This window comes from Luteolibacter arcticus, assembly GCF_025950235.1.
In the GTDB taxonomy this organism is placed as follows: Bacteria; Verrucomicrobiota; Verrucomicrobiia; order Verrucomicrobiales; family Akkermansiaceae; genus Haloferula; species Haloferula arctica.
Window position 1 is genome coordinate 1,059,526 of sequence record NZ_JAPDDT010000001.1, and the last position, 25,982, is coordinate 1,085,507.

At 63.5% G+C, this 25,982-nt stretch carries 15 protein-coding genes; 4 read left to right on the forward strand and 11 right to left on the reverse strand.

All coding sequences use genetic code 11. From position 1 onward, the window contains the following. Nucleotides 1-218: 218 nt before the first annotated feature. From OKA05_RS04395 to OKA05_RS04430, 8 genes are all read right to left on the reverse strand, one after another. Entirely contained in the window at nt 219-1,157 is a 939-nt protein-coding gene (locus OKA05_RS04395) for a hypothetical protein (RefSeq protein WP_264485889.1), read from the reverse strand. 38 nt (nt 1,158-1,195) lie between these two features. Further along, complete coding sequence (locus tag OKA05_RS04400; RefSeq protein WP_264485890.1) at nt 1,196-3,700, reverse strand: fibronectin type III domain-containing protein; 2,505 nt, start codon at nt 3,698-3,700, stop codon at nt 1,196-1,198. A 33-nt stretch (nt 3,701-3,733) separates the two neighbouring features. Continuing rightward, entirely contained in the window at nt 3,734-5,515 is a 1,782-nt protein-coding gene (locus OKA05_RS04405) for a hypothetical protein (protein ID WP_264485891.1), read from the reverse strand. A 227-nt stretch (nt 5,516-5,742) separates the two neighbouring features. After that, on the reverse strand, nt 5,743-6,396 hold the full coding sequence (locus OKA05_RS04410) for a response regulator transcription factor (RefSeq protein ID WP_264485892.1): 654 nt from the start codon (nt 6,394-6,396) through the stop codon (nt 5,743-5,745). Beyond that, on the reverse strand, nt 6,393-9,473 hold the full coding sequence (locus OKA05_RS04415) for an ATP-binding protein (RefSeq protein WP_264485893.1): 3,081 nt from the start codon (nt 9,471-9,473) through the stop codon (nt 6,393-6,395). The genes OKA05_RS04410 and OKA05_RS04415 overlap by 4 nt, the downstream gene beginning before the upstream one ends. Nucleotides 9,474-9,715: 242 nt before the next feature. Next, a complete protein-coding gene (locus tag OKA05_RS04420; RefSeq protein WP_264485894.1) occupies nt 9,716-12,160 on the reverse strand; it encodes a LamG-like jellyroll fold domain-containing protein in 2,445 nt (814 codons plus the stop codon). Nucleotides 12,161-12,272: 112 nt separating this feature from the next. Next, complete coding sequence (locus OKA05_RS04425) at nt 12,273-13,841, reverse strand: LamG-like jellyroll fold domain-containing protein (protein ID WP_264485895.1); 1,569 nt, start codon at nt 13,839-13,841, stop codon at nt 12,273-12,275. After that, nucleotides 13,838-14,371, reverse strand: a complete 534-nt coding sequence (locus OKA05_RS04430; protein WP_264485896.1) for a sigma-70 family RNA polymerase sigma factor — start codon at nt 14,369-14,371, stop codon at nt 13,838-13,840. The genes OKA05_RS04425 and OKA05_RS04430 overlap by 4 nt, the downstream gene beginning before the upstream one ends. 537 nt (nt 14,372-14,908) lie before the next feature. Between OKA05_RS04430 and OKA05_RS04435 the strand changes: the two genes are divergently transcribed. The 4 genes from OKA05_RS04435 to pyk all read left to right on the forward strand — a co-directional run bounded on the left by OKA05_RS04435 (nt 14,909) and on the right by pyk (nt 23,510). Then, nucleotides 14,909-18,445, forward strand: coding sequence for a PSD1 and planctomycete cytochrome C domain-containing protein (locus OKA05_RS04435; RefSeq protein ID WP_264485897.1), 3,537 nt, complete (start codon nt 14,909-14,911; stop codon nt 18,443-18,445). 4 nt (nt 18,446-18,449) lie between these two features. Then, nucleotides 18,450-19,910 (forward strand): DUF1501 domain-containing protein, encoded by a 1,461-nt coding sequence (locus OKA05_RS04440; protein WP_264485898.1) that lies wholly within the window; start codon nt 18,450-18,452, stop codon nt 19,908-19,910. A gap of 93 nt (nt 19,911-20,003) precedes the next feature. Continuing rightward, on the forward strand, nt 20,004-21,923 hold the full coding sequence (locus OKA05_RS04445) for an alkaline phosphatase D family protein (protein ID WP_264485899.1): 1,920 nt from the start codon (nt 20,004-20,006) through the stop codon (nt 21,921-21,923). Between the two features lie 183 nt (nt 21,924-22,106). Further along, complete coding sequence (gene pyk, locus OKA05_RS04450; protein ID WP_264485900.1) at nt 22,107-23,510, forward strand: pyruvate kinase; 1,404 nt, start codon at nt 22,107-22,109, stop codon at nt 23,508-23,510. Nucleotides 23,511-23,884: 374 nt separating this feature from the next. On the opposite strand, the gene ispE is transcribed toward pyk, so the two are convergent. From ispE to OKA05_RS04465, 3 genes are read right to left on the reverse strand one after another with little or no spacing between them, the layout of a single operon-like run. Beyond that, nucleotides 23,885-24,724 carry a 4-(cytidine 5'-diphospho)-2-C-methyl-D-erythritol kinase gene (gene ispE / locus OKA05_RS04455; protein WP_264485901.1) on the reverse strand — a complete coding sequence of 280 codons (840 nt, stop codon included), beginning with the start codon at nt 24,722-24,724 and terminating at the stop codon, nt 23,885-23,887. Beyond that, complete coding sequence (locus OKA05_RS04460) at nt 24,721-25,470, reverse strand: purine nucleoside phosphorylase YfiH/LACC1 family protein (RefSeq protein ID WP_264485902.1); 750 nt, start codon at nt 25,468-25,470, stop codon at nt 24,721-24,723. The genes ispE and OKA05_RS04460 overlap by 4 nt, the downstream gene beginning before the upstream one ends. Continuing rightward, on the reverse strand, nt 25,467-25,928 hold the full coding sequence (locus OKA05_RS04465; protein WP_264485903.1) for a MarR family winged helix-turn-helix transcriptional regulator: 462 nt from the start codon (nt 25,926-25,928) through the stop codon (nt 25,467-25,469). The genes OKA05_RS04460 and OKA05_RS04465 overlap by 4 nt, the downstream gene beginning before the upstream one ends. Between the last annotated feature and the right edge of the window lie 54 nt (nt 25,929-25,982).

The window sequence follows — 25,982 nt, forward strand, 5'->3', positions numbered from 1 at the left end:
CCAGCCACCGGGAACCCAGTAAGTCGGCGGCTGGAAATTTCAGGTCTGAGAACAATGTCATGGGACGTGGGACCGCGATGAATCAGAGGGTCGTGTCGATTCCCTCAGGCAGGAGGACCACAGAGACGCAAAGATCTTCTTTTACCCTCTACGCTCTGTGGTCAATAAACTCGAATTACCCGGGAAAGCACTCGCATTTCTGATGGCGGACCAAATCGTCACCGACGGCGCCGGATGAACCACGCACCCACCACGAAGGCGGCAAACACGGCGGCCCCCGGTTCCGGAACACCGGTAACATCCGCCCAAGTCGTGCCGATGCGGATGGCGTCCACCTGACCGCCGCCGGCACTTCCTCCGTTCAGCCAGAGCAGCAGATTATCCGCCACCATCGAGGTATTGTAGCTGTCCGAGGCCGTCCAGCTCACCAGCCCGGGGTTCAGGTCGATGGTCGTGCCGGGGCCATAGCGCTTAATGTCGATTGTATCCGCCACCGTCGAACTGATCATGATCCGCCCCACGATCAATGCCGCGCCATTCACGCTGTTTGGCGCCTCATGCGCGCGGATGCTATACGGGCCATTATCCGCGCCCAACGTCCCGTACGAAATGAACGAGGCATTTCGAGCATCGTTGAAAGTGCCGCCGATGGAGGTCGCATTATTCCAGCTCAAGCCAGCGCCCACGAATGCCGTCGAAGTGGAAGCCGCCGTGCCCGAGGCCAGGCCGATCCCCATCGCGGTATCGAGGGGATTGTCCAGCCGCACGCTGAAGTAGAGCACCTGATCCACGCCGAAGTCGATGGTCCCGGCGAGCGGCCGCGTCGCGTAGATCGTGGTGTTCCAACTTCCGGTGTTGTTCCAAACGCCGCCGAGCGCGCCTTGGTTAGCGGGGAGCCCGGGCAGCGCTGGAACGGCCAAAGTCCCGCCGTCGAAGTTGGAGGCGGTGTAGATGCCGGTGCTGCCGTTCGTCAGCCAGTTTCCGCTGAGGCCGACCGTCGAGGCGTTGCTGCCCTGGCCATTCAAGGTTTGGTCACCACCGCCACCGGCGTTGTCGAACAACTCTTGGACGATGATCGTGGCGTGGCTTTCCGTCGCCGCAGCGAGGAAGACGGCGGACGCCGCCACGCGAAGGACTCGGGAGGTTTTGAAATTCATGTTCGTGCTCTGGTTGGGACTGGGGGATTCGTTGCGGCTCATTCGGGCAGGCTCTGTCCCGCTTTCAGGCGGAAGAAAACCTTGTCCATCGGCTGGCTTGCCGTGGCCGTCACCGTGGCGATACCTTCCACTGGCGAGACCGTCGGGATGTTGACCGTGAGTCCGCCTCCGGGTCCTTCCACGCCATCGCCTGCATACCAGGTGGTGAGGTCCTGCGACCACTCATAGGAGCCGGTCACATCACTGAGTGCCGTGGTGGCTTGTGGGTGCGTGAACGTGGTCACGGTGCCGTTGGTGGATACTTGGGTCAGCGCCGCGGGAGTGGCGACACTCGGGTCGGTGCCGAGGAAGGCTTCGAGTCCATTGTTCAAGCCATCGCCATCCGCGTCTTCTTCAAAGCCATCCAATTCGCCGACTTCATAGCCACCGATCCAAGCCGCGAAGTTCTGTGTCTCCGGCAGGATCACGAAGCCCGTCTCCGGATTGAACGTGGCCGTGCCGGTCTGGAATGCCACCGCATCCAGAGTGCCATCGATGCCCTTGCCTTCGAAGTTCGTGCGACCGAAGTAGCCGAAGCTCAGGGTCGTTTGGTCAGGGCGGGCGAACGGCCCCGAACTCAGCGAGCCAACGGAAACGCCATTCACGTAACCGGTCAGCCGCGAGGCGATGGCATCCCACACCAGCGCAAGGTGGACCTTCACTCCATTGGGCGGCAGGGCGCTGAAGCTCCGCTGCGCCGTGGTGCCATTGTAGTAGAACAACTGGAGCACGTTCGGATCCGTCTCGCTCCGCAGCCGGAAATTCGTGTCGCCCTGCACGTCGATCAGGTAGGGACTGGTCGTGATGCTGTTAGAGGAGGTGTAGGTCACCACGGCCTCCGCCACCCAGTTCTTCGCTCTCAGATCGCCGAGCGAGGTCGGATTGATGTCGAATCCGTCGAGACCATTCTCGGCTCCCGGATTGAGCGTCGCGATGCCGCTGCTCACGATCGGTGCGCCATTGGCCTTGAAGCTGCCGGTCGCGTCCACTTCATCCTCGCCCAAGGTATAGGTGGTTCCCTCCAGCGTGCCGTCGAAGTTGATCAGCAGCTTCGTCTCTAGCGGCAAGATCCCCAGGGTGGTGGTGGTCGAGACATTCGAGGGATCGGATGTCCCGGATCCGTTCACGACAATCACCCGGTAGTCGTAGGAGGTGTTCTCCACGAGTCCGGACAGGCTGTCCAAGTGGTGGGTGGCATTCGCCGGTACTGTTGCCACCGTTGCCCAGGTATTGGCGCCCGCCGGCGAACGCTGGATGGTGAAGCCAGTCTCGGTGGCGAAGGTATCGCTCCAGAAGAGATCCACCTCATAGGCAGCGCTGGCAACGGCTTCGAGGTCCGCCACGGACAAGCCGGTGGGCGGCGTGACGAACGAGCGATTCTCCTCGCTCCAGCCTTCCAGATCCGGATCGGCTGCGGTGTTCACCGCGCGGAAGCGGTAGTAGTATCGGGTGTCCGGTGCCAAGCTTGTGATCGAGCCGGTCACGGGTCCTACCGCCTGTGTGCCGAGAAGGTTAGAAAAGGTCCAACTCCCGGCATCCGTGCCCCTATCGGCGCTGTCCCAGTAGAGGGTGACGTCAGACGGGGTAACGAAAAGATTCGCGCTCGCCTGAGCCCCGCTGGCGGTGATGCTCGCCACCGCGGCGGAAGACATGGCCGGCTGCTCCATCGAAGCCAGCGTCACGCCGGTCACATCCGTCCATGTATCGCCGAAGCGGATCGCATCCAATTCTCCGGAGCCCTGTCCATTCATCCACAACAGCAGGTGGGTCGCACTCATCGACGAACTCACCGTGCTGCTGGCACTCCACACGATCGCGGTCAGGTTGTTGTCGATCGTCTGGTTCGGCGCGTAGCGCTTGATGTGAATCTCATCGGGATCGGTAGCGTGGATCTTGATTCGCCCGACCAGCAGGCCGTGGGCATTGACCGGGTTCCCGCTTTCGTAGGCGCGGATTCCGTAAGCGCCGCTCTGCTGATCCAGCGCTCCATGGCTGATGTAGGGCGAGTTGCCCGCCTGATTCAGGGTCTGGCCGATGGCAACCGCATTGTTCCAACTGAACCCGGCGCCTACGAACGAGCTGGAAGTCGCGCTTCCCGAAGCCAGTCCTACACCCATGGCAGTGTCCCCCGGATTGTTCAGGCGGACGCTGAAAAAGATCGTGCGCTCCGCGGCAAAGTTGACCGGTGTCGCCAGTTGCCGGGTCGCATAGATGCTGGTGCTATAGCTGCCGGTGCCGTTCCACACCCCGCCCAGCGCACCGCCGTCGGGCGCCAGCCCCGGCAGCGAACCGTTGACGTTGAAATTGTTCGCGGTGTTGATGTTGGTGCTGCCGTTGGTGGCCCAATTGCCGGTGAGGCCGACGGACGTCGCGGTGCCGGCGGCCACGTTGAGCGAGGCATTCCCGGAGGAGATGTTGTCGAACAGCTCCTGGATCAGGATGTCGGCATTCGCCACTGAGGCAGAGGCCGCCAATGCGAGGAGGGTTGTTAGTTTTGAGTTCATGGGGTTTTGGGTCTTGTTAGGGGAAAGAGAGTCTCAAGAGTCCTGCGCTGGCGTGGTGGGTGGCGCAGGGGTTTCCGGCACGGTAAGAGCGCCCGGTGAATCACCCGAAGCGGGTGACTGTGGCGGCTTGCCCGGCTCATCGTTGGAAGAGGACGACTCGTCGGAATCGAAGCTGAAGGTCACCGAGCCGCGGGCCTCCTCGATCCGGATCTTGTTCTCGCTGTTCACGCGCGACACCTCGCTCGCCCCGCAGGACAGGGCATAGCCGAAGCCTTCATGCCGGTAGCCGATCGCGTGCCTGGTGACGTTGACCACCGGAGGCTGCTCGTCCTTCGCCCACGTCATCTCAAGTCCCCAATCGTCGGGCGCGGAGGTGCCGGTGAGTTCGACGGCAAGCTTCGTCGGATCACAGCGGAACCGCAGCGCCCCCCCGGCGGCGAGTTCGCAGGAAACCACCAGTGAATCCGCGCCGGCATCCTGCACCTTTGGCTCGCCCTTGGTCCGCAGCGGTTGTGAGCCACCGGAGGCGTGGACGACGCCGCGGATACCAGCGATGTCACCGGGCTTGCTCCAGTGGAAGCCATCCATCACCGGCAGCGTGTCGTAGGTCGCCACCGCAGTCGTCTCGTGCTTCTCCAGATATCGCTCGGCGTAGTCCTGATTGAAGACGTGAAGGTCGCGGATTCGCCATTGATCGCCTTCCCAGCAGAGGTTCACGCGGTAGAACCGGCTCTCATACCAAATGCTGCGGTTCGCGTCGCCCTTCGAGTCTTCCAGCGCCACCACCGCGCTCGCAGGGGTGGTCTTGAAGGTATCGCGGAACCATTTCCCCGACTCGCCCAGTGTCTCCACGCGGATCTTCCTTTGGTCCCGTAGCGCCGCCAGCTTGGCATACTGATACGTCAGTCCGACCGACATCGCGGGCCAGCCGAAGGAATTCTCCTGCCCCGCCTGCATGTAGGAGAAGGCGAGGTTCGGGCGATTGAAGTTCGTGTCGAAAAACCAATCAATCCACTTCGGATCGCCGCCACCGGGACGATAGACCGGCTCCAAAGTGACCACTCCCTGCCACGAGCTGCCGATGCCTTGGTCATACTGATGCACCGGATCGCTGCCCAGCATCCGGAAGACCGGCACATTCAGCTGACGCTCCGCCGTCTGCGCGGGCATGAAGGCATTCAGTCGGCTCGGGTAGTAGGCCTGGTTCCAGTAGCCGCCCCACAGCGTGTAGCCGTCCGTGCCGCTCTGGTCCTTGCAATTGCACGCCGCAGAAACCCCGTATTGATCGTGCAGGTAGTTCAGCGTCGGCGCATCGATGATCCAGCAGCCCGCGGACTTCGGATGCTTGCCGAAGACCTCCTTGAATTTCGCCATGTAGACATCCATCAGCTTCTTCCGCTCCTCAACCGGATAGCCATGGGTGAAGCCGACATTCACATGCCAGTCCCATGGGAAGCGGCCGCGCCACTTGATGCCCGCGGCCTCCACCTGCGGTTGCACCACCTCGATCCACGCGCCGATCTCGTCGTCCGGGCCAATCTCGCGCTTCAGCAGTTCGATGATGTCCGGGCGGATCAGCGCGTCATACTGGATCAGCCAGGTCGTTGGCAAACGGTGCTGGCGCGCCAACTTGATCTGCCGCTCCACCGGCTCCACCAGATCGACGTGGCTGCGAGGTTCCACCCCGCGGATGAAATTGATGATGTTGACGATGTCCGGCCCCTCGGCTCGCCCCGCGCCCGCTTGGCCCAGCAGGGCAGCGAGCGCCAGAATCAAGGCCTGAGCCGGCTTCCACGAATTGATACGAAAATTCATTCCTCGATACGGCCGGCATTTGGTCCCCGACCAATCCCGACAGTATCTCGCCAACGCGTTCTGCCTACCTCTCCAACCGGAGAGAAAAGCGCGGCCTCCTGGATGGCTAGCTTCGTAGCGGAGCGACCTCGTCGTTTCTGCTGAGGACGGCGGATTCACCCCGAGAGCGCATCCGTCCCCACGATGCGGACCCGCCTCCGCCGGGAGCATCCGCTACGAGACTCCCCTCACTGCAGCCCCTTGAACTTCATCGCTGCCTCGGTGCGATTGTGCACGTGCAGCTTGGTATAGATACTCCTCAAGTGCCAGCGCACCGCTTCCACGGAGACGCCCAGCCGGTTCGCGATGTCCTTGTTGCCCATCCCGCAGGATAGCAGTTCCAGCACCTCCGACTCACGGCGTGAGAGGGACCCCAGCTCCTGGCTCTGCTGTTGCTGCTCGCTGAAGTACTGGATCACCTTCATCGCCACCCCGCCGCTCATCGCCCCGCCGCCGCGCCGCACCTCACGAATGGCGGAGATCATTTCATCCGGCGTCGAGCGCTTCAGCAGGTAGCCATTGGCACCGGCTCGCAGCGCACTGAAAATCCGCACCGGGTCCTCGTAGACCGTCACCATCACGATCAGCACGTCAGGCATCGTCTCGCGGAGACGTCGCACGCAATCGATTCCAGACATGCCGGGAAGCTGGATGTCCATCAGCACGATCGCCGGCGAGAGTTTCGGCAGGATCTTGAGCGCCTCCTCGCCGGTCGAGCACGTCACCACGCACTCGAGATCCGGCTCCAGCTCGATGATCGTCTTCAGGGCATCGCGCGTAGTGTGGCTGTCTTCCACCACTGCGACCGGAGTTTTCGAGGTTGGGGATTGGGCTTCGTTCATGAGGATCTCAAGGGGAGCGTGAGGCTTACCACGGTGCCACCATCGGGACGGGTGGCAATGTCGCATTCGCCGCCAAGGTCGTGCATTCGCTCGTGCATCCCGGTGATGCCCTGGCTGCCGGGCTGCGGCGGGTCCGCGGCAAGAATACCGCTGCCATTGTCCGCGATGCTGACGACGAGGTTGTCCTTCTCCACGCGGACGCCGAGGTCCACGCGGTCCGCACCGGAGTGCTTGATCACGTTGTTGAGTGCTTCCTTGAACGCCAGCAACAGTGAGTGCCGCGAGCGCGAGCCGAGGCTCCGGCTGGGAATGTCCACCGGCTTCACGGGGTCGCAACGGATGCCTGCCGGCTTCAGCAGGCGCTGTGCATGAAGCCAGAGGTAACCGGCAAGGTCATCGACCGAGTCGTAGTCTGGATTGATCGCCCACACGATCTCATCAAGCGCGGAAACAAGCGACCGCGAGACATCGCCAAGCGTCCCCAAATAATTCGACTTCGTCGTCGCGGGAATGGCGGGATTCCCGATCAGAGAGCCGAGCAGGCCGATCTCCGTGAGACCAGCGCCCAGCTCATCGTGCAAGTCACGGGCGACCCGCGCCCGTTCGATCTCGAGCGCCCGCTCGGATTCCGCGTGTTCCTTCTTGGCGATCTCCATGGTGAGCTGAGAGGTCCGGCGTCGCACCAATCGCTGGAGAATCGCCGCCCATGCCAGCACCAGCGACAGCCCGCCCAAGAGCACCGCCACCAACAGCAGCAGGCGGCGCGTGCTCCACCACGAGGGACGCGAGACGAGCTGCAGCGCCTGATCACCCGCCGTGCGAATCTCGAAATCCCCGGGGCCCATCGCAAGAGGAGCGGAAGTCGCCGCGAAGTAAACGCCGTCCACCCGCACCACCGAGTCGCGAAGAAAGGTCGCGTCACTGGCAGAAGCGGAGGGCCCCACCGCAAAGTAGCGCAGCTCTCCCGACTCCAGCTCAAGCCTCCGCTCACCACTCTGGATCGTGTCGCTGATCACGCGGCCATCCATTCTTATGAAGAACCCATCCTGCGCGAGGTCCGGCAGCTTCGACGGCTCCGGCATGCGTGGCTCGGGCAGTGCCTCATGAGCCAGCACCCGCACCACCGGCTGCACGATCACCGGCGAGATCGGGCCAGTGCGGGCGAAGCCCACGACCTCCACCTGGTCGCCGGGCACGGTGCCTTGGGCGGAGTCGCTCACGATCCGCAAAGAGTACGTGCCATCCGAGACGAGCAAGGTGTCGTCATTGCGCGCCATCATCTGGCCACGCCATCGCACACGGTTCAGCGCGGTGGACTTCGAGGTGAAGCGCCACAAGTCCGGCACCGTCACCATCGGCACTTCGCGGGGATCGGCAGGAGCCAGTTCGATCACCGAAAGGCTGGCATTGCCCAGCGAGAAGACCCCGGGACTCAGCCGCTTGAGCTGGCGGCTCCAACTGGTGGCAAACACCCCGCGAAACTTGAGCCGCGCTCCCACCAGACTGTTTGCCGGCACACGCAGCAACTCCACCGGCAACGGGTAGAATTGATTCGATTGCAGCACCGCGGTGCCGTCGCGCGTCAACAGCTCGACCCGCTCCGCCTCGTGCGAGATCACGATTGCCTCGATCTCCACCAACTCGGCATCAAGGCTGCCGTTGAGAAGTTCTTCCCAATTCGGTCGCCGCGGCGGCGGCAGCGCGCCGGGACCTTGGAAGCGGCACCGCTCCGCCACCACGATTGGTGAGAAATCGCCGGGCGCGGTGATCCCTTCCACGATCCATCGCTCGCCCAACTCCGGCAAGGGGGTTGGCGGCGCGTCTTCCGTGAGGACGAAGATGCCGCCACTTTCATCCTGCAGGACAATCGAGCGGTAGTTCGCCATCGTCACCACCCCTTGGAGTAGCACCCGCTGCAATTTCCCCGCCTCCTCCGGCTGCAATTCGCGGACCTGCCCGGCCCACGTCAGTTGCCGGGCTGGATCCGTCCAGGGCGCCTCGAAGTGGACTTGCTCCGCAGCCAGCACGCACAATCCACCCTCATAAGCCACGCCGGAGGCGGTGATGCGCCGGCCGACCAGCTTCCACACATCGAGCCCGGCGGGATTCAGCACCGTTACCTCGGAGCGCTTCTGATCGGTGGCCACCTCCAGGCGAAGTTGCTGTCCCTCCAGCGCCGCGTAGGTAATGCTGCCCGCGATCTGCCGCCACGACGAGGTCGCCACCGGCGGCCGCTCCGGCAGGATCCGCCATGCCGGCCGGGTGCCGCCAATCTTCAACCGCGCCCCATCGTCGCATCGCAGACGAAACGTGTAGTTACCCTCCGTCGGCACTTCGATCTGTCCGGAGAACCGCAACGCCACATCCTCCATGCGTCCCACCGGCGTCGCATCGATTTGCGAAACCACGCCTGTCGCATCGCCAGCGCCGCTCGCCGGCACATCATCGAGCGAGCTGATCTCCTTCACTGGGAAACGCTCGTAGCTCAATCCCTGTGCCTTCCCCTCCTCATGCCACAGCCACGTTCCGGGAATGATCTCATGACGGAATCCCGGACCCTCCAGCGCGAGCTGCAAGATCGACGCCGCGCGACCATTGAACCACTCCAACTCCAGCGGATGCTTCCCTTTCGCCAGGAACAAGGAACCGCTGCGTTCAAGCGGCGGGTGACGGCCGTCGATCTCGATCAACGGACCGCTCCCGCAATCGATCTTGAACCCTCGACGCACGAAGCGGCTCGGCGGAAAATCCAGCACGATCCCCTTCCCCACTTCGATCTGTTTCCACGCCTCCTCCGGAAGCGCGACCTCCAGAATCGTCGCGCCCGAATCATCCTCCAGCGCCAACCGGCCGCCGACGGAATCCGCGGCCAGGACCGCACCGGAAATCTGTGCCGGAATGCGAACGTCTCCCTCTTCCACCGAGCGCTCCCACAGCGTCCGCAACGACATCGGCTCCCCCCGCGCGACCGTCGCCAACGAGACCAGCGCGAACAGCAGCCATCCGGCAACCGCGGCCCGCCGCTCCCCGGCCCGTCCCCATTCCAGCCGCGCCTGTCTCGAAATGACTCCCTTCACGTCTCTCTGGTTTCTCCCACGCCCTCGCCGCACTCCCAATCTCAAGCTGCGCCATACCTCATTTCTCCCCGAAAGGAGAGAAAAGAGGAAACGCTGGGAGACTACGGAGGACCGACGTTCCATGCTTCCGCCAAGGCTAGGCCCGGCTGGGCGCGGCCCTCGGAATCCGCGGATTGAGAGCTCTGCACCGTGAGAAACTTACCCGGCCGTGGCACCGGGCCATGCAGAAACAAACAAGGCTTTCACGGCAGCCTCGAACTCACCCGGAAAATTCCCCGGCTCGCCGTGGCGTCCAGCGCGCGGATCGTCGTTCCTTCCTGCCCGGGTGTATAAGGCAGTGCGATTTCCCAAAGTCCGCTCCCCTCGGCAAAGTGCTCCACCGCATAAAGTCGTGCAGGTGAAGAGACATAGGAAATCGTGCCCGTGCCGGGACCGGTGCGGATGAAGGTGGCCATGAACCGAGAGTTCCCGGTGGAGGGATTACTTACCCCCAGGAATTCGGTCCGGTTGCTCTGCCCGTCACCATCCAGATCGGCATCCGGTTCCGCCTTCCGGGCATCGATGTCCGTGGCGGAGAACTTCTCCATCATCCATGAGTAGTAGGCAGATTCCTCGGCAAAGGCGCCGCCCATCGCCTGCTGACCGCTGGCGCTGAAGTGCAGCTCATCACCATTCATGCCAAAATCATCGGTGGAAAAGACCGCCGTCCGCGGATCGGCCGCGGCCACGGCATCCTGGGCCGCCCGCACCTGATCCAGCCAAGTGGCACTGATCGCGGTCTGCTGGCTGGACAATCGGGCGATCACAAATGCGAGCGAAGCGCCATACGTCGTCCGGACGTCCGCGATGAAACCTGTTAGATTCGCCTGATAGAGCCCGGCCGAGGACGCGGAGGCATCGCCCTCGCCCTGCATCCACACCATCGAGTCGAGTTCCAGCGTGGCGGACGGATGCTTGGCCGCCAGTGCGGCGAGTCCTTCGGTGACGGTCTGTTGAAAGGTCACGTAGTCCGGGCCATCGTTCGTGGTGGTGGCATCTCCGCCTCCCTTCCACTGCGTCTTGAGGTCGGTTCCGCCGTTCGCATACTTGATGATCGCCACGCGGGTCCCGGCCTCGTGCGCGTGCAGGTCCGCCAGCCGCCGTCCCAGCACGATCTCCGGACCGAATTGCGAGGTCTCGCTCAAGCCCGGGCGCAGCGTGGTCAAGCTGCCCGAGCCACCTTCCACCCGATAAAAGAAGTCCACATCGGACTGCGGGGATTGAAGGTTCGCCGGCAGGCTCGCCACCATGGCCCGGCCATCGGCATTCGATTGTCCGGCGAGCAGGATGATGCGGACCTTGGTCACCGTGGAGGGCGTGGTGGCTGGCTTCTCCTCGTCATAGATCGCCGTCACCTGTGAAGCCGAGAGCGCGGCAGGCGTTACCCGCACTTCATCCAGCGTGCCATGGAAGTTGTAGTGCATCGAAGTCGTCGGATACGCCTTGCCGATGCTGTCGATGGCAAAGGAGGTGTTGCCCGCCAGGGTCTCACTCACCTGACCGTCCATGAAGAGCGTGAGGTTGCCCGTCCCGTCAGCCACCAGCGCGTAGTGGCGAAGTTCGCTGTCCTTCGGTGAGGTGAAGTCGAGCGTCGTCCCGGTCGAGGAGCGGAAGCGCAGGCCGGTATTGCTGTCGTTGAGCCAGATGAAGTCGTTGGTATTGTCCGAGCGGCCCATCACCATCCCCTTGTTCGTGCCGATGCCGTCGCGGCGTGCCCACCACGTGGCCGACCATGGCTGGGTGGCCGTGTAGTAGCCCGGCGCGGGCAGCGTCACGCGCGACGTATCCGCGCCATCCAGGGCCAGCGCGCCGCTCCCCTCCACCACCGCCTCGGGAGCGGTGGTGATGGTGGCGTTTCCCTGGGCCGCGCCGTGGAAGCTGCCGGAACCGCTGTCATTGAGGTTCCCGTCGAAACGGTAGTGGAAGCCCGCATACGGCGATCCGGCATCCCGGTCATTCGATGAGTAAAGAGAGCTGATCTCAGCCGGCCCGAGGGCCTCGTCGAAGATCCAGACTTCGTCGATGTGGCCATTGAAGTCGAAGTCGTTGGCAGCGGTGTAAGCCTCTCCAATCGTATCCACGATAAAGCCAGTCTGCTTGCCGTTGGCGGTGCTGAAAGGCTGTCCGTCGACGTACACCGCGATGGTGGTGCCGTAGCCCACTACCGCATAATGGTGCCAATCATAATCCCTCGCCACCGCGAAGTCGGCTTCCCTCTCGGCAGCATTGGACGACCCCCGCCAGCGCATGCCGATGCCGCTCGCATCATTCAACCCGATGAAGTGGTTCGTATTATCCCGCTGGCCGATGACCATGTCCCACTGGCTCGCCCCTCCGGTATCCCCGGAAGACTTCCTCGCCCAAAAAGTGACCGTGTAAGGAATGCCCGAGCTAAAGGTCTTCGACGGGATGGAAATGAAATCGCGGTCCGCATGGAAATTCATCGCGCCATTTCCAAACTTGAAGTCCCCCGCTGCGCTCACGATCCCGCTGTTCCCCACCGTTCCATTGTCCGTCAGCGTCCCGTGCCGGGCATTGCCGGAGACGTCGGAGTAGTCGGTGTCGAATGAGTAGTGAGCCCATACGCCTGCCGTGGCAGGGAGGGCATGCAATACGGCGGCACAGGAAATCAGGCGGGAGGAGATCATGGATTGATGGGTTTCATGGGTTGGCACCAAGCGCTTGGGCACGCCGGCATTAGGGAATGCGGAAACCACCGATCGGTTAGCAGGATTTCCCGGAAAATTCCGCCGGCTCCCTTCAATCCGCCGCGACGAACCGGTTCTCCTGATAGAGAATCCTCACCTGCTCATCGCTCAACGCACTGCGCATGATGAACAGTTCATCCACCATCACCGGCACATTCCCCGGTCCACCGGGCATCATGCTATCATAGGCCACGCGCAACCGCGTCTGTGGTCCGCTGCCGACCCGCGTGTCCACGTCCGTGCCCATCGTCGCCCAGGTGGTGGGCACCCGCTCGCCATCAATGTAGTGGTTGACCTTCACCTCGCCGCCCTCGCTGACTTCCCCGGTGAAGACGCAGGCGATGTGATGCCACTTCCCATCGAGCACCCGCCGGCTACCGATCCTGCCTGCTGTTAGGAAACCGTTTGCTCCCCACTGGGTGCCGATGATCCCTGAGATGCAGTGAGCCCGTAGGGTCCAACTGCCCCCCTCGATCGATTCATCCCCCCACATCACGACCGAGGGAGTGTAGTACACATTGCTGGTAGTGTAGCGGCGTGGAATCGGTGCCCCCTTGACCCACACCGCGATCGTTCTCGGCCCGCCGCCGGAGATGCCGGCAAAGGCACTTTCCGCGAATGCGTTCCCATCTGTTAGATCCAGCCCTGAGCCAAACGCGCCCTCCGTAAGCCGCGGCGTCACCGCCTGCCCGTCCAGTCCCCGGACCTGCAATGGAGCGGGAGTCATGCCCCGCGCCGTTGCCGGAAAGGCACCGGCAGATTCCTCATCAAAGCTCCAATGGATGTAGGCCGGCTCACGCTGCAGTTCCTCCACGAATAGCCCCGGATCCGCAGGCGCCAGCCTGGATCGACCGACCAAATCCGCGATCGCCGCTTCGCCGGTGCGGAGCGTGGTGGGAGAGATTCCCGGCAACTTCGATTCCAGTCGTACTTCGCCGGCCTCCACCTGAATGCGGTCGCTGCCGGTCGAGACCGCCACACCGAAACGAGTCGCGGAACAACTCGCCCTCAGTCGCTCCGTCATGACCATGAAATCCGTATCCTGCTCACTTGTCTCAAACCACGCCTTGCCTTGCGAAACGCTCACCCGCTGCGGATCGCTGATTTCTAGAATCGCCGGCCCTTCCACGACGATGCGCGTGCGCTTCCGCGTCACGATCTCCAGACTCCCCCGGTTCACGACTAGGCGCGTGCCCGGCCGGAATTCCCCATCGGGCCCGATGCCGCCATTGGTGTACTCCCACAGTGTCTTCGCGCCCGCGGTGACTTGGGCAGGCGGTTGCTCTTTCGTCTGCAGCATCAGCAGGCTCCCGGCCACTGCCAGCAGCGCGACCATAGCCGCAGCCGCCACATAAATAAGCCGTCGTGGTCGCGGTTCCCGCGAATGCTTTGGAAACGTCACCACGCTACTTTCGTCCTGCCCATCTTCCGGGATCGACGCCTCGGCGGACCAGTGCAAGAGCGTGGCGAATGCCATGTGCTCGCGATAGGCCCGGCGTGCCTCCGGATCCTCGCGCAATTGCAACATCAGCCACCAATGGTCGTCCGCGCTGATGATGCCGTCTTCCAGATCTTGGAAGGCCTGCTCCAATCGCCGGGAATCGGGGAGGCGCGATTTCATGGCAGACATTCCCCGCCGATCCGGTCCTCGATGCAGCGCTTCAATGCCGCGCGCAGCCGGAAAAGCTGCACCTTCAGGCCGCTCAGCGAACGCCCGCGATCCACCGCGAAATCCTGCAAGCGGCTCTTCCGCCAATAGCGCTGCATCAGCAGGTCACGATCTTCCGGCCGCAGTTTTCCCAGACACGCGCTCAGCGCCTCCAGCCGGCGCTCCGTGAATTCCGGTTCGGCTTCATCCTCCATTTCGTCCGCCAGCAAGCCGGCCACGTCATCATCCAGCGTCACCCAGCGTCGCTGCTTCAACACGCGCAGGTGCGCCATCACTTGGAAGCGCGCGATCGTCAGCGCCCATGCCCGGAAGTTCGTGCCGAGTTCGAACTGCGCCCGCTTCGCCCACAGCAGCGTGTTCACCTCCTGGATCACGTCGTCCGTTCCCGGAGCCCCGGGCAGCAGCGAGATCACAAACGAACAGATCACCCCTTGGTGCTCGGTCAGCAGCTTCACAAAGTCCTTGTCCGGATCGTCCGCCATGGATGGGTCTCCCTCACCTATACGGGAAATTCCAAAAGGTTAGCATGCCTTCCCGGTTTTTCCGTGGCAGTGCGAAGCCGCGCCCGAAATCCCGCTCTCATCCCTTTGCGGGCGCTACCTATGAATAATTGGAGGTGCCCACCAGCCCACTCGGAAAACCCTCAAAAACCACGGGAACACAGTGGCAATCAAAGGATTCCCAACCTCTTCCCCGTCCCCTCCCACGCCACCCCAATTTCTCCGTCACCCGTCCCGAAACCTGCCTGACAAACCTCCGCGAAATGCTGGTTCCAGCGACATTCCTTTCGTCAATTTCGCCCATTTCGTTGTCGATCCTCCTCTCCGTTGCTCGCCATCCCGCCCTCCGCGAATCGAAGGAAACCATCCTCCTCCCACCCTCCACGAAGCCCGTTTCGCGCCGGCTCCCATTCGGGGAGTTCTCCCTCCCGCCCCTTCCGAAAAGCTCGCAGTTGAAAGGGATTTGCGCTCCTTTTGGTATTCGAGACGCCGACCACGCCACCCCGTTTTCCTGCCATCTTGAAAGCCCTTCTACCCATCTGCTCGATCCCGCTGTTTGCCTTTCCCTCCGGCCTCCGGGCCGAGGACTCGGCACCGGTGGATTTCAGCAAGGATGTCCGGCCCATTCTTTCGAACCGCTGCTTCAAGTGCCACGGCCCGGACGAAGGAACCCGCAAGGGCGGCCTGCGTCTCGATCTCCGAGACTCCGCCATCGGCAAGGGCGAGTCCGGTCACCTCGCCATCGTCCCGCACAAGCCCGACGAGAGCGAACTCATCAAGCGTCTCGTCTCCACCGATCCCGACGAGATCATGCCGCCCGCGAGCGCCAAGATGGAGATGCCGGAGAGCGAGCGCGAGGTGCTCCGCCGGTGGATCGCCCAAGGTGCGGAATACAAGGATCACTGGGCCTTCGTGGCACCGGTTAAAGCACCGCTCCCCGCCGGTGACTCGCAGCATCCGATCGATCAACTCGTCGGGAAGCGCCTCGCAGCGGAGAACATGACACCTTCTCCGGAGGCCGGGCAATACCAGCTCATCCGCCGCGTGTCCTTCGACCTCACCGGACTGCCACCGTCGCAGGAAGAGACCCGCGCCTTCATCAATGACACCACCCCGGGCGCGTATGACCGGCTGGTGGATCGATTGCTCGCCTCACCCGCCTATGGCGAGCGCTGGGCACGCCGCTGGATGGACCTTGCGCGGTATGCCGATACGAATGGCTACGAGAAGGACCGCGAACGCAGCATATGGCCGTGGCGCGATTGGGTCATCCGGTCGCTCAATGACGACATGCCGTTCGATCAGTTCACGATCCGGCAACTCGCCGGTGACATGCTGCCGGGGGCCACTCCCGACGACGTGATCGCCACCGGCTTCCACCGGAATACGATGGTCAACGAAGAGGGCGGCATCGATCCGCTCGAGTTCCGCTACCACGCGATGACAGACCGCGTCGCCACCACCGGCACCACTTGGCTGGGCATGACGGTTGGCTGCGCGCAGTGCCACACCCACAAGTACGACCCCATCCTGCACACGGAGTACTTCCAGTTGATGGCCTTCATGAACAATACGGAGGAGATTCGATATGAACTCCCCGATCCCACCCTGGCCGGACGCCAGGCCGCCCGCGACCAGCAGGTGGCCGACCTCATCGCAGGGCTACCGTCCAAGTGGCCCGCGTCCCCGCCGCCCGCAGCCACACTTTCCTCCGTCACCAGCGAGTCCGGAGAGCCGGCGAAGATCCTGCCGGATCAATCCGCGCTCTTCGCCGGGCCCGGAGCGAACAAGGACACCTACACCCTTTTCTTCGATGCGAAGGACGGCGCGGTCGATCGCATCCGGCTCGATGCCCTCGCCGATCCAGGGATCGTCTCCGGCGGCCCGGGACGGACGTCTCACGGAAACTTTGTCCTCAGCGAGATCCAGGTCTTCACCCGCACGAGGGCCACCGGCTCGGAGTGGCAACCCGTCGAGCTGGCCACCGCCAGCGCTGCTGTCGAGCAGACGGGCTACCCGGTCGCCGCGGCGATCGATGGCAAGCTGGAAACCGGTTGGGCCGTTCAGAAGGACGGTGCGCCGCTCAAGGCGGACAAGGACGCCACCTTCACCTTCAAGGCTCCCGTCGCCACCAACCACACGCCGCATTTCATGGTGAAGCTGGTCCAGGCCCACGGCAGTTCGCACACCATCGGTCGCGTCCGCCTCGCCGTGAGCGGACCGGACGACGACAACAAGCGCGACAACAAGGAAGCTGTTAGAGACGCCTACGATGCATGGTTGGAGCGGACCCGTGCCACCACCGTGCCATGGACCCTGCTGGAGCCGGTGAAGATGGACTCGAATGAGCCCGTGCTGACGCTGGAGAAAGACAAGTCCGTCTTCGTCTCCGGCGATACCACGAAGGACGATCGCTTCGTCCTCACCTTCAAGGATGTCCCCGCGGGAGCATCGGCCATCCGGTTGGAGGCGCTGACCGACAAGCGCCTGCCTGCCTACGGACCCGGCAAGACCTACTACGAAGGCCCGAGCGGCGACTTCCTACTCTACGACATCATCGTGAAGGCGGATGGTCGCGAGCTGAAGGTGGCCACCGCGAGCGCTAGCAATGCGGGCAGCGGCGGCAATCCGCTGCTCGCCATCGATGAAGATGATCTCACCGGCTGGGGCCCCGCCGGGCGCTTCGGCGAGGATTGCCAGGCCGTCTTCAATCTGGCCGAGCCCTTGCCCGCCGCCCGCGAGCTGACAGTGGAGCTGCGGATGGGCCGGCACTACGCCGCCACCCTCGGGAAATTCCGCCTCGCCGCCACCACCAGTGATTTCGCGAAAGCACCGGCCCAACTCCTGCCGCTGGAGTTGGAGGAAGTCCTCGCCAGTGACAATGTCAGCAAGATCGCCAGCCAGCGCCCGGCTCTCTTCCGCTACTTCCTCCTGAATGCCCCGGAGCTGACGAGCCACACCAACCCCATCCGCGAGCTACTCAAGCCGCTTTCGTCCACGCCCACCCTCGCGATGGCGGAGCGGGATCCGCAGCACCCGCGGAAAACCTTCCGTCACAATCGCGGCGAGTTCACGCAGCCCGCGGAAGCCGTCTCGCCGGACGTCCCCGCCTTCCTGCCGCCGATGGATCCGAAGCAGCCGAAGAACCGCCTCGGCTTCGCCCGCTGGCTGGTCTCGCGCAGCCATCCGCTCACCGCACGCGTCGCCGTGAATCGCCAGTGGCAGGCCTTCTTCGGCACCGGACTCGTGAAGACGCTCGATGACTTCGGCTTCCAAGGCGAGATGCCGAGCAATCAGGAACTGCTCGATTGGCTCGCCGTGGACTTCATGGACAATGGCTGGTCGATGAAGAAGCTCCATCGCCAGATCGTCACCAGCGCCACTTACAAGCAGAGCTCGAAAGTTACACCCGAGTTGTTAGAAAAGGATCCGCAGAACCGCCTGCTCGCCCGCGGCCCGCGCGTCCGCGTGGAAGGCGAGATGGTCCGCGACCTCGCGCTCAGCGCCGCCGGCCTGCTGTCTAACAAGATGTATGGCCCGCCGATCCGGCCACCGCAGCCGAACAGCGTGACGGAGGCCGCCTATGGCGGGATGTCTTGGAACGTCAGCCAGGGAGAGGATCGCTATCGCCGCGGCCTCTACATCTTCGCGAAGCGCTCCGCGCCCTTCGCTTCCTCCATCACCTTCGACGCGCCCACCGGGGAAGCCTGCATCGCCCGCCGCGAGATGGCGAATACCCCGCTGCAATCGCTGGTGCTTCTCAATGACGAGGTTTTCTTCGAAGCCGCCCAAGTGCTCGGCAAGAAAGTCGCGGCCCTCTCCACCACGCCTGCGGAGAAAGCCACCTACATCTTCGAGCGTTGCCTGATCCGTCCGCCAGAGCCCGGCGAAGTCGACATGCTCGTCACCTTCTACAACAGCCAGCTTGAACGGCTGAAGAAGGGCGAGCTCAAGACCGGCGAACTGATGCCCGCCGGCTCCACCGACGATGAAGCCGCATGGATGACGGTCGCCCGCATCCTCCTCAATCTCGACGAAACCATCACCCGGAACTGACCCGATGAATTGCCACGATTCACTCTTCGCGCGACAGCACCTCCCGGGCAGCGACGTCAGCCGCCGCTGGTTCCTCAGGGAGTGCGGCCTCGGCGTCGGCAAGATGGGACTCGCCTCGCTGTTAGGCGATGCGCTCATCCAGAGCGCTGCCGCCGCAACTTCCACATCGTCCGTCCCGATCGGCGCGAATTACCCCGGCAAGGCCAAGTCGGTGATCCATCTGTTCATGGCCGGCGCGCCGTCGCAGCTCGATCTCTTCGACCCGAAGCCCGAGCTGGCGAAGCTCGATGGCAAGCCCTTGCCCCCGTCCGTGACCAATGGCCAGCGCCTCGCTTTCATCCGGCCGGACGCCGCGGTCATGTCGTCGCGCTTCAAGTTCGCCCGCCATGGCCAGAGCGGCGCATGGGTCAGCGAGCTGCTCCCGCACACCGCGAAGATCGCCGATGACCTCTGCTTCGTGAAATCGGTCAAGACCGACCAGTTCAATCACGCTCCCGCTCAGATTTTCTTCAATACCGGCTTCCTCCAGCCCGGTCGGCCAAGCATCGGCTCCTGGGTCACCTACGGGCTCGGCTCGCTGAATAACAACCTGCCCTCGTTCGTCGTCCTCAGTACCGGTGCCGGCGTCAGCGGTGGCGCGGCCAATTGGTCCAGCGGCTTCCTGCCCACCGTGCATTCCGGCGTGCGCTTCCGCAATTCCGGCGACCCCATCCTCAATACCGCCAGCCCGCGCGGCGTCGATGACCGGCTCCAGCGCGAAACCATCGACGTCGTTTCAAAGCTCAATCGCCTGCAGCTCGCGAGCGTGGGCGATCCCGAGATTTCCACCCGCATCGCCGCCCATGAGATGGCCTTCAATCTCCAGCACAGCGCGCCGGAACTCACCGACCTCTCCGGCGAGACCGAGGCGACGCTGAAGATGTACGGCATCGATGACATCAAGAAGCCGTCCTACGCCCGCGCCTGCTTGCTCGCGCGGCGGATGGTCGAGCGCGGCGTGCGCTTCATCAATATCTACCACGAAGGCTGGGACGCCCACTCCGACCTTGCGGGCAATCACAGCACCATGTGCAAGGCCACCGACCAGGCCAGCGCCGCCCTCGTCGCCGATCTCAAGCAACGCGGCCTGCTGGATGAAACCCTCGTCGTCTGGGGCGGTGAATTCGGCCGCACGCCGATGGTCGAGACGAATCCCACGCTCGGCCGCGCCCTCGGCCGCGATCACCATCCCTCCGCCTTCACCGTCTGGATGGCCGGCGGCGGCATCAAGGGCGGCCAGAGCTACGGCGAGACCGACGAACTCGGTTACCACGTCGTCGACAAGCCGGTCCACGTCCACGACCTGCAGGCCACGATCCTGCATTGCCTCGGCATCGATCACGAGCGCCTCACCTATTTCTACGCCGGCCGCCACTTCCGGCTCACGGACGTGCACGGCCACGTCATGAAAGATCTCATGGCCTGACCCTCCCGACCTGCGGGGTTTGTTACGATTGCTTTGATTCGCCAGCCCCCGGGTCCATAGTCCGGGCGGGCCAGCAATCGGTCCACCCCACCGATGCGACTCCCCCTCCTCATCTGGACTTTCGTCGCCGCCATTGCCAGCGGCCAATTGCCGATCGCGTCCCCATGGTGTGGAGCGGTGACCGATAGCTCGGTCGTCGTGACCGTGCCGCTTAGCCAAGCCGGTGTCACCACGAGGCTCGGGGTAAGTACGGTGGCAGGTTTGACTTCACCCTTCTTCTCCGCATCGGTGGTATCGCAGGCCGCTGCGGGAAATGCTGTCCGCCTCTCGCTCGAAGGGCTCACGGCGAATACGACCTACTACTACGCGATCGAACTGAATGGCACGCTGCTGCCGGCCCATGGCGGCAAGTTCAATACCTTCCCCGCTCTGGGAGCGGCCGCTTCGTTCCGCTTCGCCTTCAGCTCCTGCGGTGAGTGGGACAATCCCCAGCAGGCCTACGACGCGGTCCGCCTTGAGAACCCGCTTTTCTTCGTTCACATGGGCGACCTCCACTACGAGGACACCAACCAGAACAATCCCACCCCCTACCGGACCAACTACACGAAAGTCCTCACCGAGTCGCCGGAACAATCGAACCTGTTCCGCAATGTGCCAACCTTCTACATTTGGGACGATCACGATTTCTCCGGCAACGGCTCCGATAGTACCAGCACCGGCCGCCAGGCGGCGCGACAGGTCTATCGCGAGCGTGTCCCGCATTTCCCGCTGCCAGCTGGCGGGCCGAATGCCGCCATCTATCAATCCTTCGATTGCGGGCGCATTCACTTCATCCTCTCCGACCTGCGCTCGGAGCGCGATGAAGATTCAGACGACGACGACGAGGACAAGTCGATGATGGGCGACGTCCAGAAGCAGTGGTTCAAGGACCAGCTTCTCGCCGCGCGGGACGCCGAGTGTCCGATGATCATGTGGATGAGTGGCGTGCCGCTGATTCAAGAAGGCGACGACCGCGACAACTGGGGATCGTATGCGACCGAGCGCACGGAACTGCTGGAATTCATCCGCGACCAGCGCATCCAGAATGTGGTCGTCTTCTCCGGCGACATGCATGCTTTGGCCTACGATGATGGAGGGGCGACCGCGAACTACGTCGCCGGTGTCCGCATTCCCGTATTCCACGCGGCCGCGCTTGCCCGCGACGGATCTACCAAAGGAGGCCCTTACTCCGGTGGCACCAGCGCAGGCGATGGCCGCTACGGCACCATGGATGTCAGTGATACGGGCGGCACTGTAAGCGTGACCTACCGTGGTCGAATCGCAGACACGGCGACCGACGTCACCACGTGGAAAACTTACACGCATACGGCCGAACCCGTCCGCCCCCGCAAGGCGAAGGACCTCACAGCTCAACCCGCAAATGGCGTGCAACTCCAGTGGACCGATGACTCCGGCGTCGAAACCGGCTACCGCGTCGAGCGGCGACCCGCCGGTGCCGGAGCGTGGACTTCGCTGGTGCTGTTAGGTCCCGGCGCGACGACGCATGACGATACCACGGCCGTGCCCGCCACCGCCTACGATTACCGGATCGTCGCGGTTAATGGGCTGATCGAAGCCGATCCCTCAGTCACGGCAACCGCATTGAGCCTCACCGCCTATCAAAGCTGGAAGCTCCAGAATCTGGGCAACGCCAATGCTCCCGACGACGGCGATGACGACCACGACGGGAACGACACCATGGCCGAATACCTCTTCGGCCTGAATCCGAATGCAAGCGACCGCTACGCATGGACGGCATCCAGAGCAGCAAACGGCCACGTCACTGTCAGCTACCCGACCTTGGCCGGGAGGATCTACCAGGTCGAATACAGCAATACCCTCGGAGCGTGGCCCTCCGGCCCGGCGGCGGTCACCGGCGACGGCTCGGCGAAGCAATGGACCGATGACGGCAGCCTGACCAGCGGGCTACCCGGGAAACGATTCTACCGCGTGCGGGTCATTTCCGCACCGTGAGATGCCCAAGGCTCGGAACCCAAGGTTAAAACTGAGCTTCCCGGCCGGGACGTGAAGGCGACAACGCAGCCTCCTCCGTCCACGGGAAAGGCGGGCAGACGATGGCCACGAAACCGGCACGGAAGATGCACGGCTCACGGCTGGACTCTCCCCCGCCCTCATCTCAGGCTCCTCCCCGACCTCATGTCTCGCAGAACCAAGATCATCATCACCCTCGGCCCGGCAACGGAGGCGGAGGAAACCATCGGCCAACTGATCGACCTCGGCACCAACGTGTTCCGGCTCAACATGAGCCACGCCAAGCATGAGTGGGCCCGCGAGATGGCCCGCCGGGTCCGCAAGGCCGCCGCGGAACGCTCCGCCCACGTGGGGGTGCTCTTCGACCTGACCGGCCCCTCGATCCGTACCGGCGATCTGGAAAAGCCCTACGAGCTGAAGATCGGCGATCTGGTCGAGTTTCGCAAAAGCGATGCCGCCCCCTCGATCGAGCTTTCCACCACGGTCAACTACGGCGGCCTGATGGACGACGTCGCCGAAGGTCGCACGCTGGTCGTCGACAACGGCACCATGCTGATGGAGATCAAGACCAAGAAGGACGACCGCATCATTTGCGAGGTGAAAACCGCCGGCAAAATGGGCTCGCGGCGTCACATCAATCTTCCCGGCACCCGCCTCAATCTCCCCGCTCTGACCGAGAAGGACCGCACCGACCTGGCCCTCGCCGTCGAGTGCGACGCCGACTACATCGCCGGCTCCTTCGTCCGCGATGCCGCCCACGTCCGCGAGCTTCGCGAGGCGGTGGAAGCCCTCGAAGGCGGCGCGCAGATCGTCGCCAAGATCGAGGACCAGGAGGCGATCCGAAACATCGACGCCATCATCCAGGCCACCGACGTGATCATGGTCGCGCGCGGTGACCTCGGCGTGGAAGTGGAGTTCGAGGAACTGCCCATCCTTCAACGCCGCCTCGTGAAACGCTGCCACGAGCTCGGCAAGCGCGTGATCGTGGCGACTCAGCTTCTGGAGTCCATGATCCAGAATCCGACGCCCACCCGCGCCGAAGTGACCGACGTGGCCAACGCGGCCTATGAGGAGGCCGACTGCCTGATGCTTTCCGGAGAGACCAGCGTGGGCCTGCACCCGCTGCGCTGCGTGGAGGCGCTGGTGAAAATCAGCATGCGCATCGAGCGCACCGGCGGCCTCGGCTTCGGCCAATGCGTGCTCCTGCGCGACGAGCGCCAGAAAGCCGCCCGTGCCGCAGTCATGCTGGTGGATTCGCTGCCGGATGCGCGCCTGATCGTGCTCACCCGCCGTGGCGTGATGGCGAACCACACCGCCATGCTGCGCCCGCGGACCAACGGTTTCTACGCCTTCACCCCGAAGGACCGGGTCTGCCGCCAGCTCGCCCTGACTCGCAATGTCGAAGCCTTCAAGCTACCCTTCGCCGCGACGATCGACGAGACCATCCAGCGCGCCATCGAGATGCTCCGCGCCGCGGATCTGGTCCGCCCCGGCACGCCGCTGGTGATCGTGTCGGACATCCTCTCCGATCACTTCGCAGCGAATTCGATCCTCCTGCATCACGCATGAACGTGGTCCGCACGCTCCGCGTGCGGTCGAACCCGCTCTAACGGCCACCGATCAAGCCCTGATGAAAGTCGCAGATATCTTCCGCGATCCCGGAGGGATCAAAGTCAGTAGCCGGGGGTAAGCTCGGCACGAGCGCCACCCCCGGATAGAAGGCCGCATGAAGGGAACCCCGGATGGGGTTCAAGCAGGGTATGAACAACGGACGCGCCCGGCATCCTCGCTTTCGTTCCGATGGGGATTACAAGAAGCTGCGGTGTCCGACGCGCCCTGCTGGAATCCTCTCCGGGATTCCTTTCGCGCTCCATGCGAACCGGTGGTTTTCGACCACCGGCTACTCGCTTTGATCCTTCCGGGATCAGAGAGCCAGTATAACTCTAGCTCCCCACCTCTCCACTCCACGCCCACAGAGTTGGATCGAGTTCCGCACGGGCCGCAGCGATCACCGCATCGGCCATCGCCAGATCGCGAAGTACGGCGAACACGGTAGATCCCGAGCCACTCATCAGCGCACCCGCGACTTCTGGACGTGCCAGCAGCCAGGACTTCACTTCCGCCAGAAAGAGGTGCTTCCAAAACACCGGGCGCTCGAGGTCATTGACCAATTCACCCCACGGGAAGACCTGCGCGTCATAGCGCACCCCATCCAACTGCTTCGCCTCCATGCAGTTGCGATAGGCATCCGGGGTGGCCACACCGAAGGAAGGCTTCAAGAGCAGCACCGGCAAGGGCGGTGGCACCTCGGCCGCAACATTGACCTCCCCACGTCCGGTCGACCGGGCGGACGGCGGGCCGAGGAAGAACGGGATATCGGAGCCGAACGTCGCCGCGATTTCCATCAGACGCTCCGTGCCAAGCGGCTGGTCGTGGAGCCGGTCGAGCGCCGCCAGCGTTGCCGCCGCATCGCTACTGCCGCCACCGAGCCCGGCACCGTGAGGAATGCGCTTCTCCAAGTGAATCGCCAGCGTTTGGACGAAACCGGTCGCAGCGCGATAGGCCGCTAACGCCTTCAGCACCAGATTCGAGCCGTCAGCCGGGATACCCGGATCGTTGCAGGTGAAAGCATCGGCCTCCGCGGCGGCAAGAGTCAGCGAATCGTGCAGGCCGGGCAGCCTCACCATCCAGGAATCGATCTCGTGAAAACCATCCTCCCGCTTCCGCAGGACGCGCAGGGTGAGGTTCAGTTTGGCGGGGGCTTCGACGGTCAAGGCGCTCATGCGATTTCCTCGCGCACGATGAGCGCAAGCATCCGCCCGGTGCAGCCTTTTTCGACGCGGTAGCTGTAGTGCCTCGTCAGGTCGCAGGCGGTATTTTCGCCCTCGTCGTGAAATTCTCCCACGCCGGCAGCCGTCGCTTGGCGGGCGATCTCGGCAGCGAAATCGATCTCATAATCCGGCGGCCGGATGCAGGGCCCCAGCACCACCACCAGATCTTCCGCGCGGGTGTCAAATCTGTCGCCCATCAGGCGAATCGCTTCGCCCAGGATGTTCAGCTCGGTGCCCTTCTTCCCGGAATGCAGCAGCCCGACGGCTCCCGTTTTGCGGTCCGCCATCCAGATCGCGCCGCAGTCGGCCACGTAAATGCCCAGGATTTCTCCGGGCGCCACCGTCACCAATCCGTCCACGCCGGTCACCACTGGCAGGCCGTCCCCGGCCATCCGGGTCGGCACGGAATCGACGGGCACCACGGCCACGCCATTTCCGTGAACTTGCTCGGCCCGCCACCACTGGGCACGACCGAACTCGCGCCGGATCATCTCCTCATGGAGCGGGCGCAAGTTGCCGAGGGTTTCATCACGGTCGGTCGTCACCTCGACACCTTCTAGACGACCGATCCATCCTGCCCGGATGCCGGGCAGGCTATTGAGAGACTTGAGGAAAGAGAGCGCCCCCGTTACGGGCACAAATCGTAACGGAGGCGCGATCGATCCGCCAAGGGGGACGTCGGCGGACTCGTCGCTCACGCGATAGCGCGCGCCCGAATGGCACGCTTCGTGTGCTCGACAGCCTCGGCCTGGTCCTCGTCCATTTCGGAGAGGATGTTGGCGAGGTCCGCGGCAATTTCCTTCCGCATTTTTCCGACCAGATCCACACCCTTGGTAGTGATGCGGACCATGATCTTGCGTCGGTCTTCCGCGGCATGTACGCGCTCGACGTATCCGAGCTTTTCCAAACGATCGACGAGGCCAGTGGCCGCGGCGGTCGAGTGACCCATCTTCTTCGCGATATCCGACATCGTCAGATATTCTTCGCTGGAAAGGTAGGTCAGAAGGAAGAACTGGGGGAACGACACGTTGCCTTTGTTGAGTTCGTTGGAGAGGTTCAGGATGCAGCTACGCTGCGTGAACAGGACGAAGTCAGCGAGGCGATCGGCATCGGCATGCAGGGAGGCGCCGGGGGCGCCCGAGGTGCTCAGTTTCATGGCTGGTTGTAGTATTCATCTTTCGGGACATGTAAGGGAGCACAGCCTTTGCGG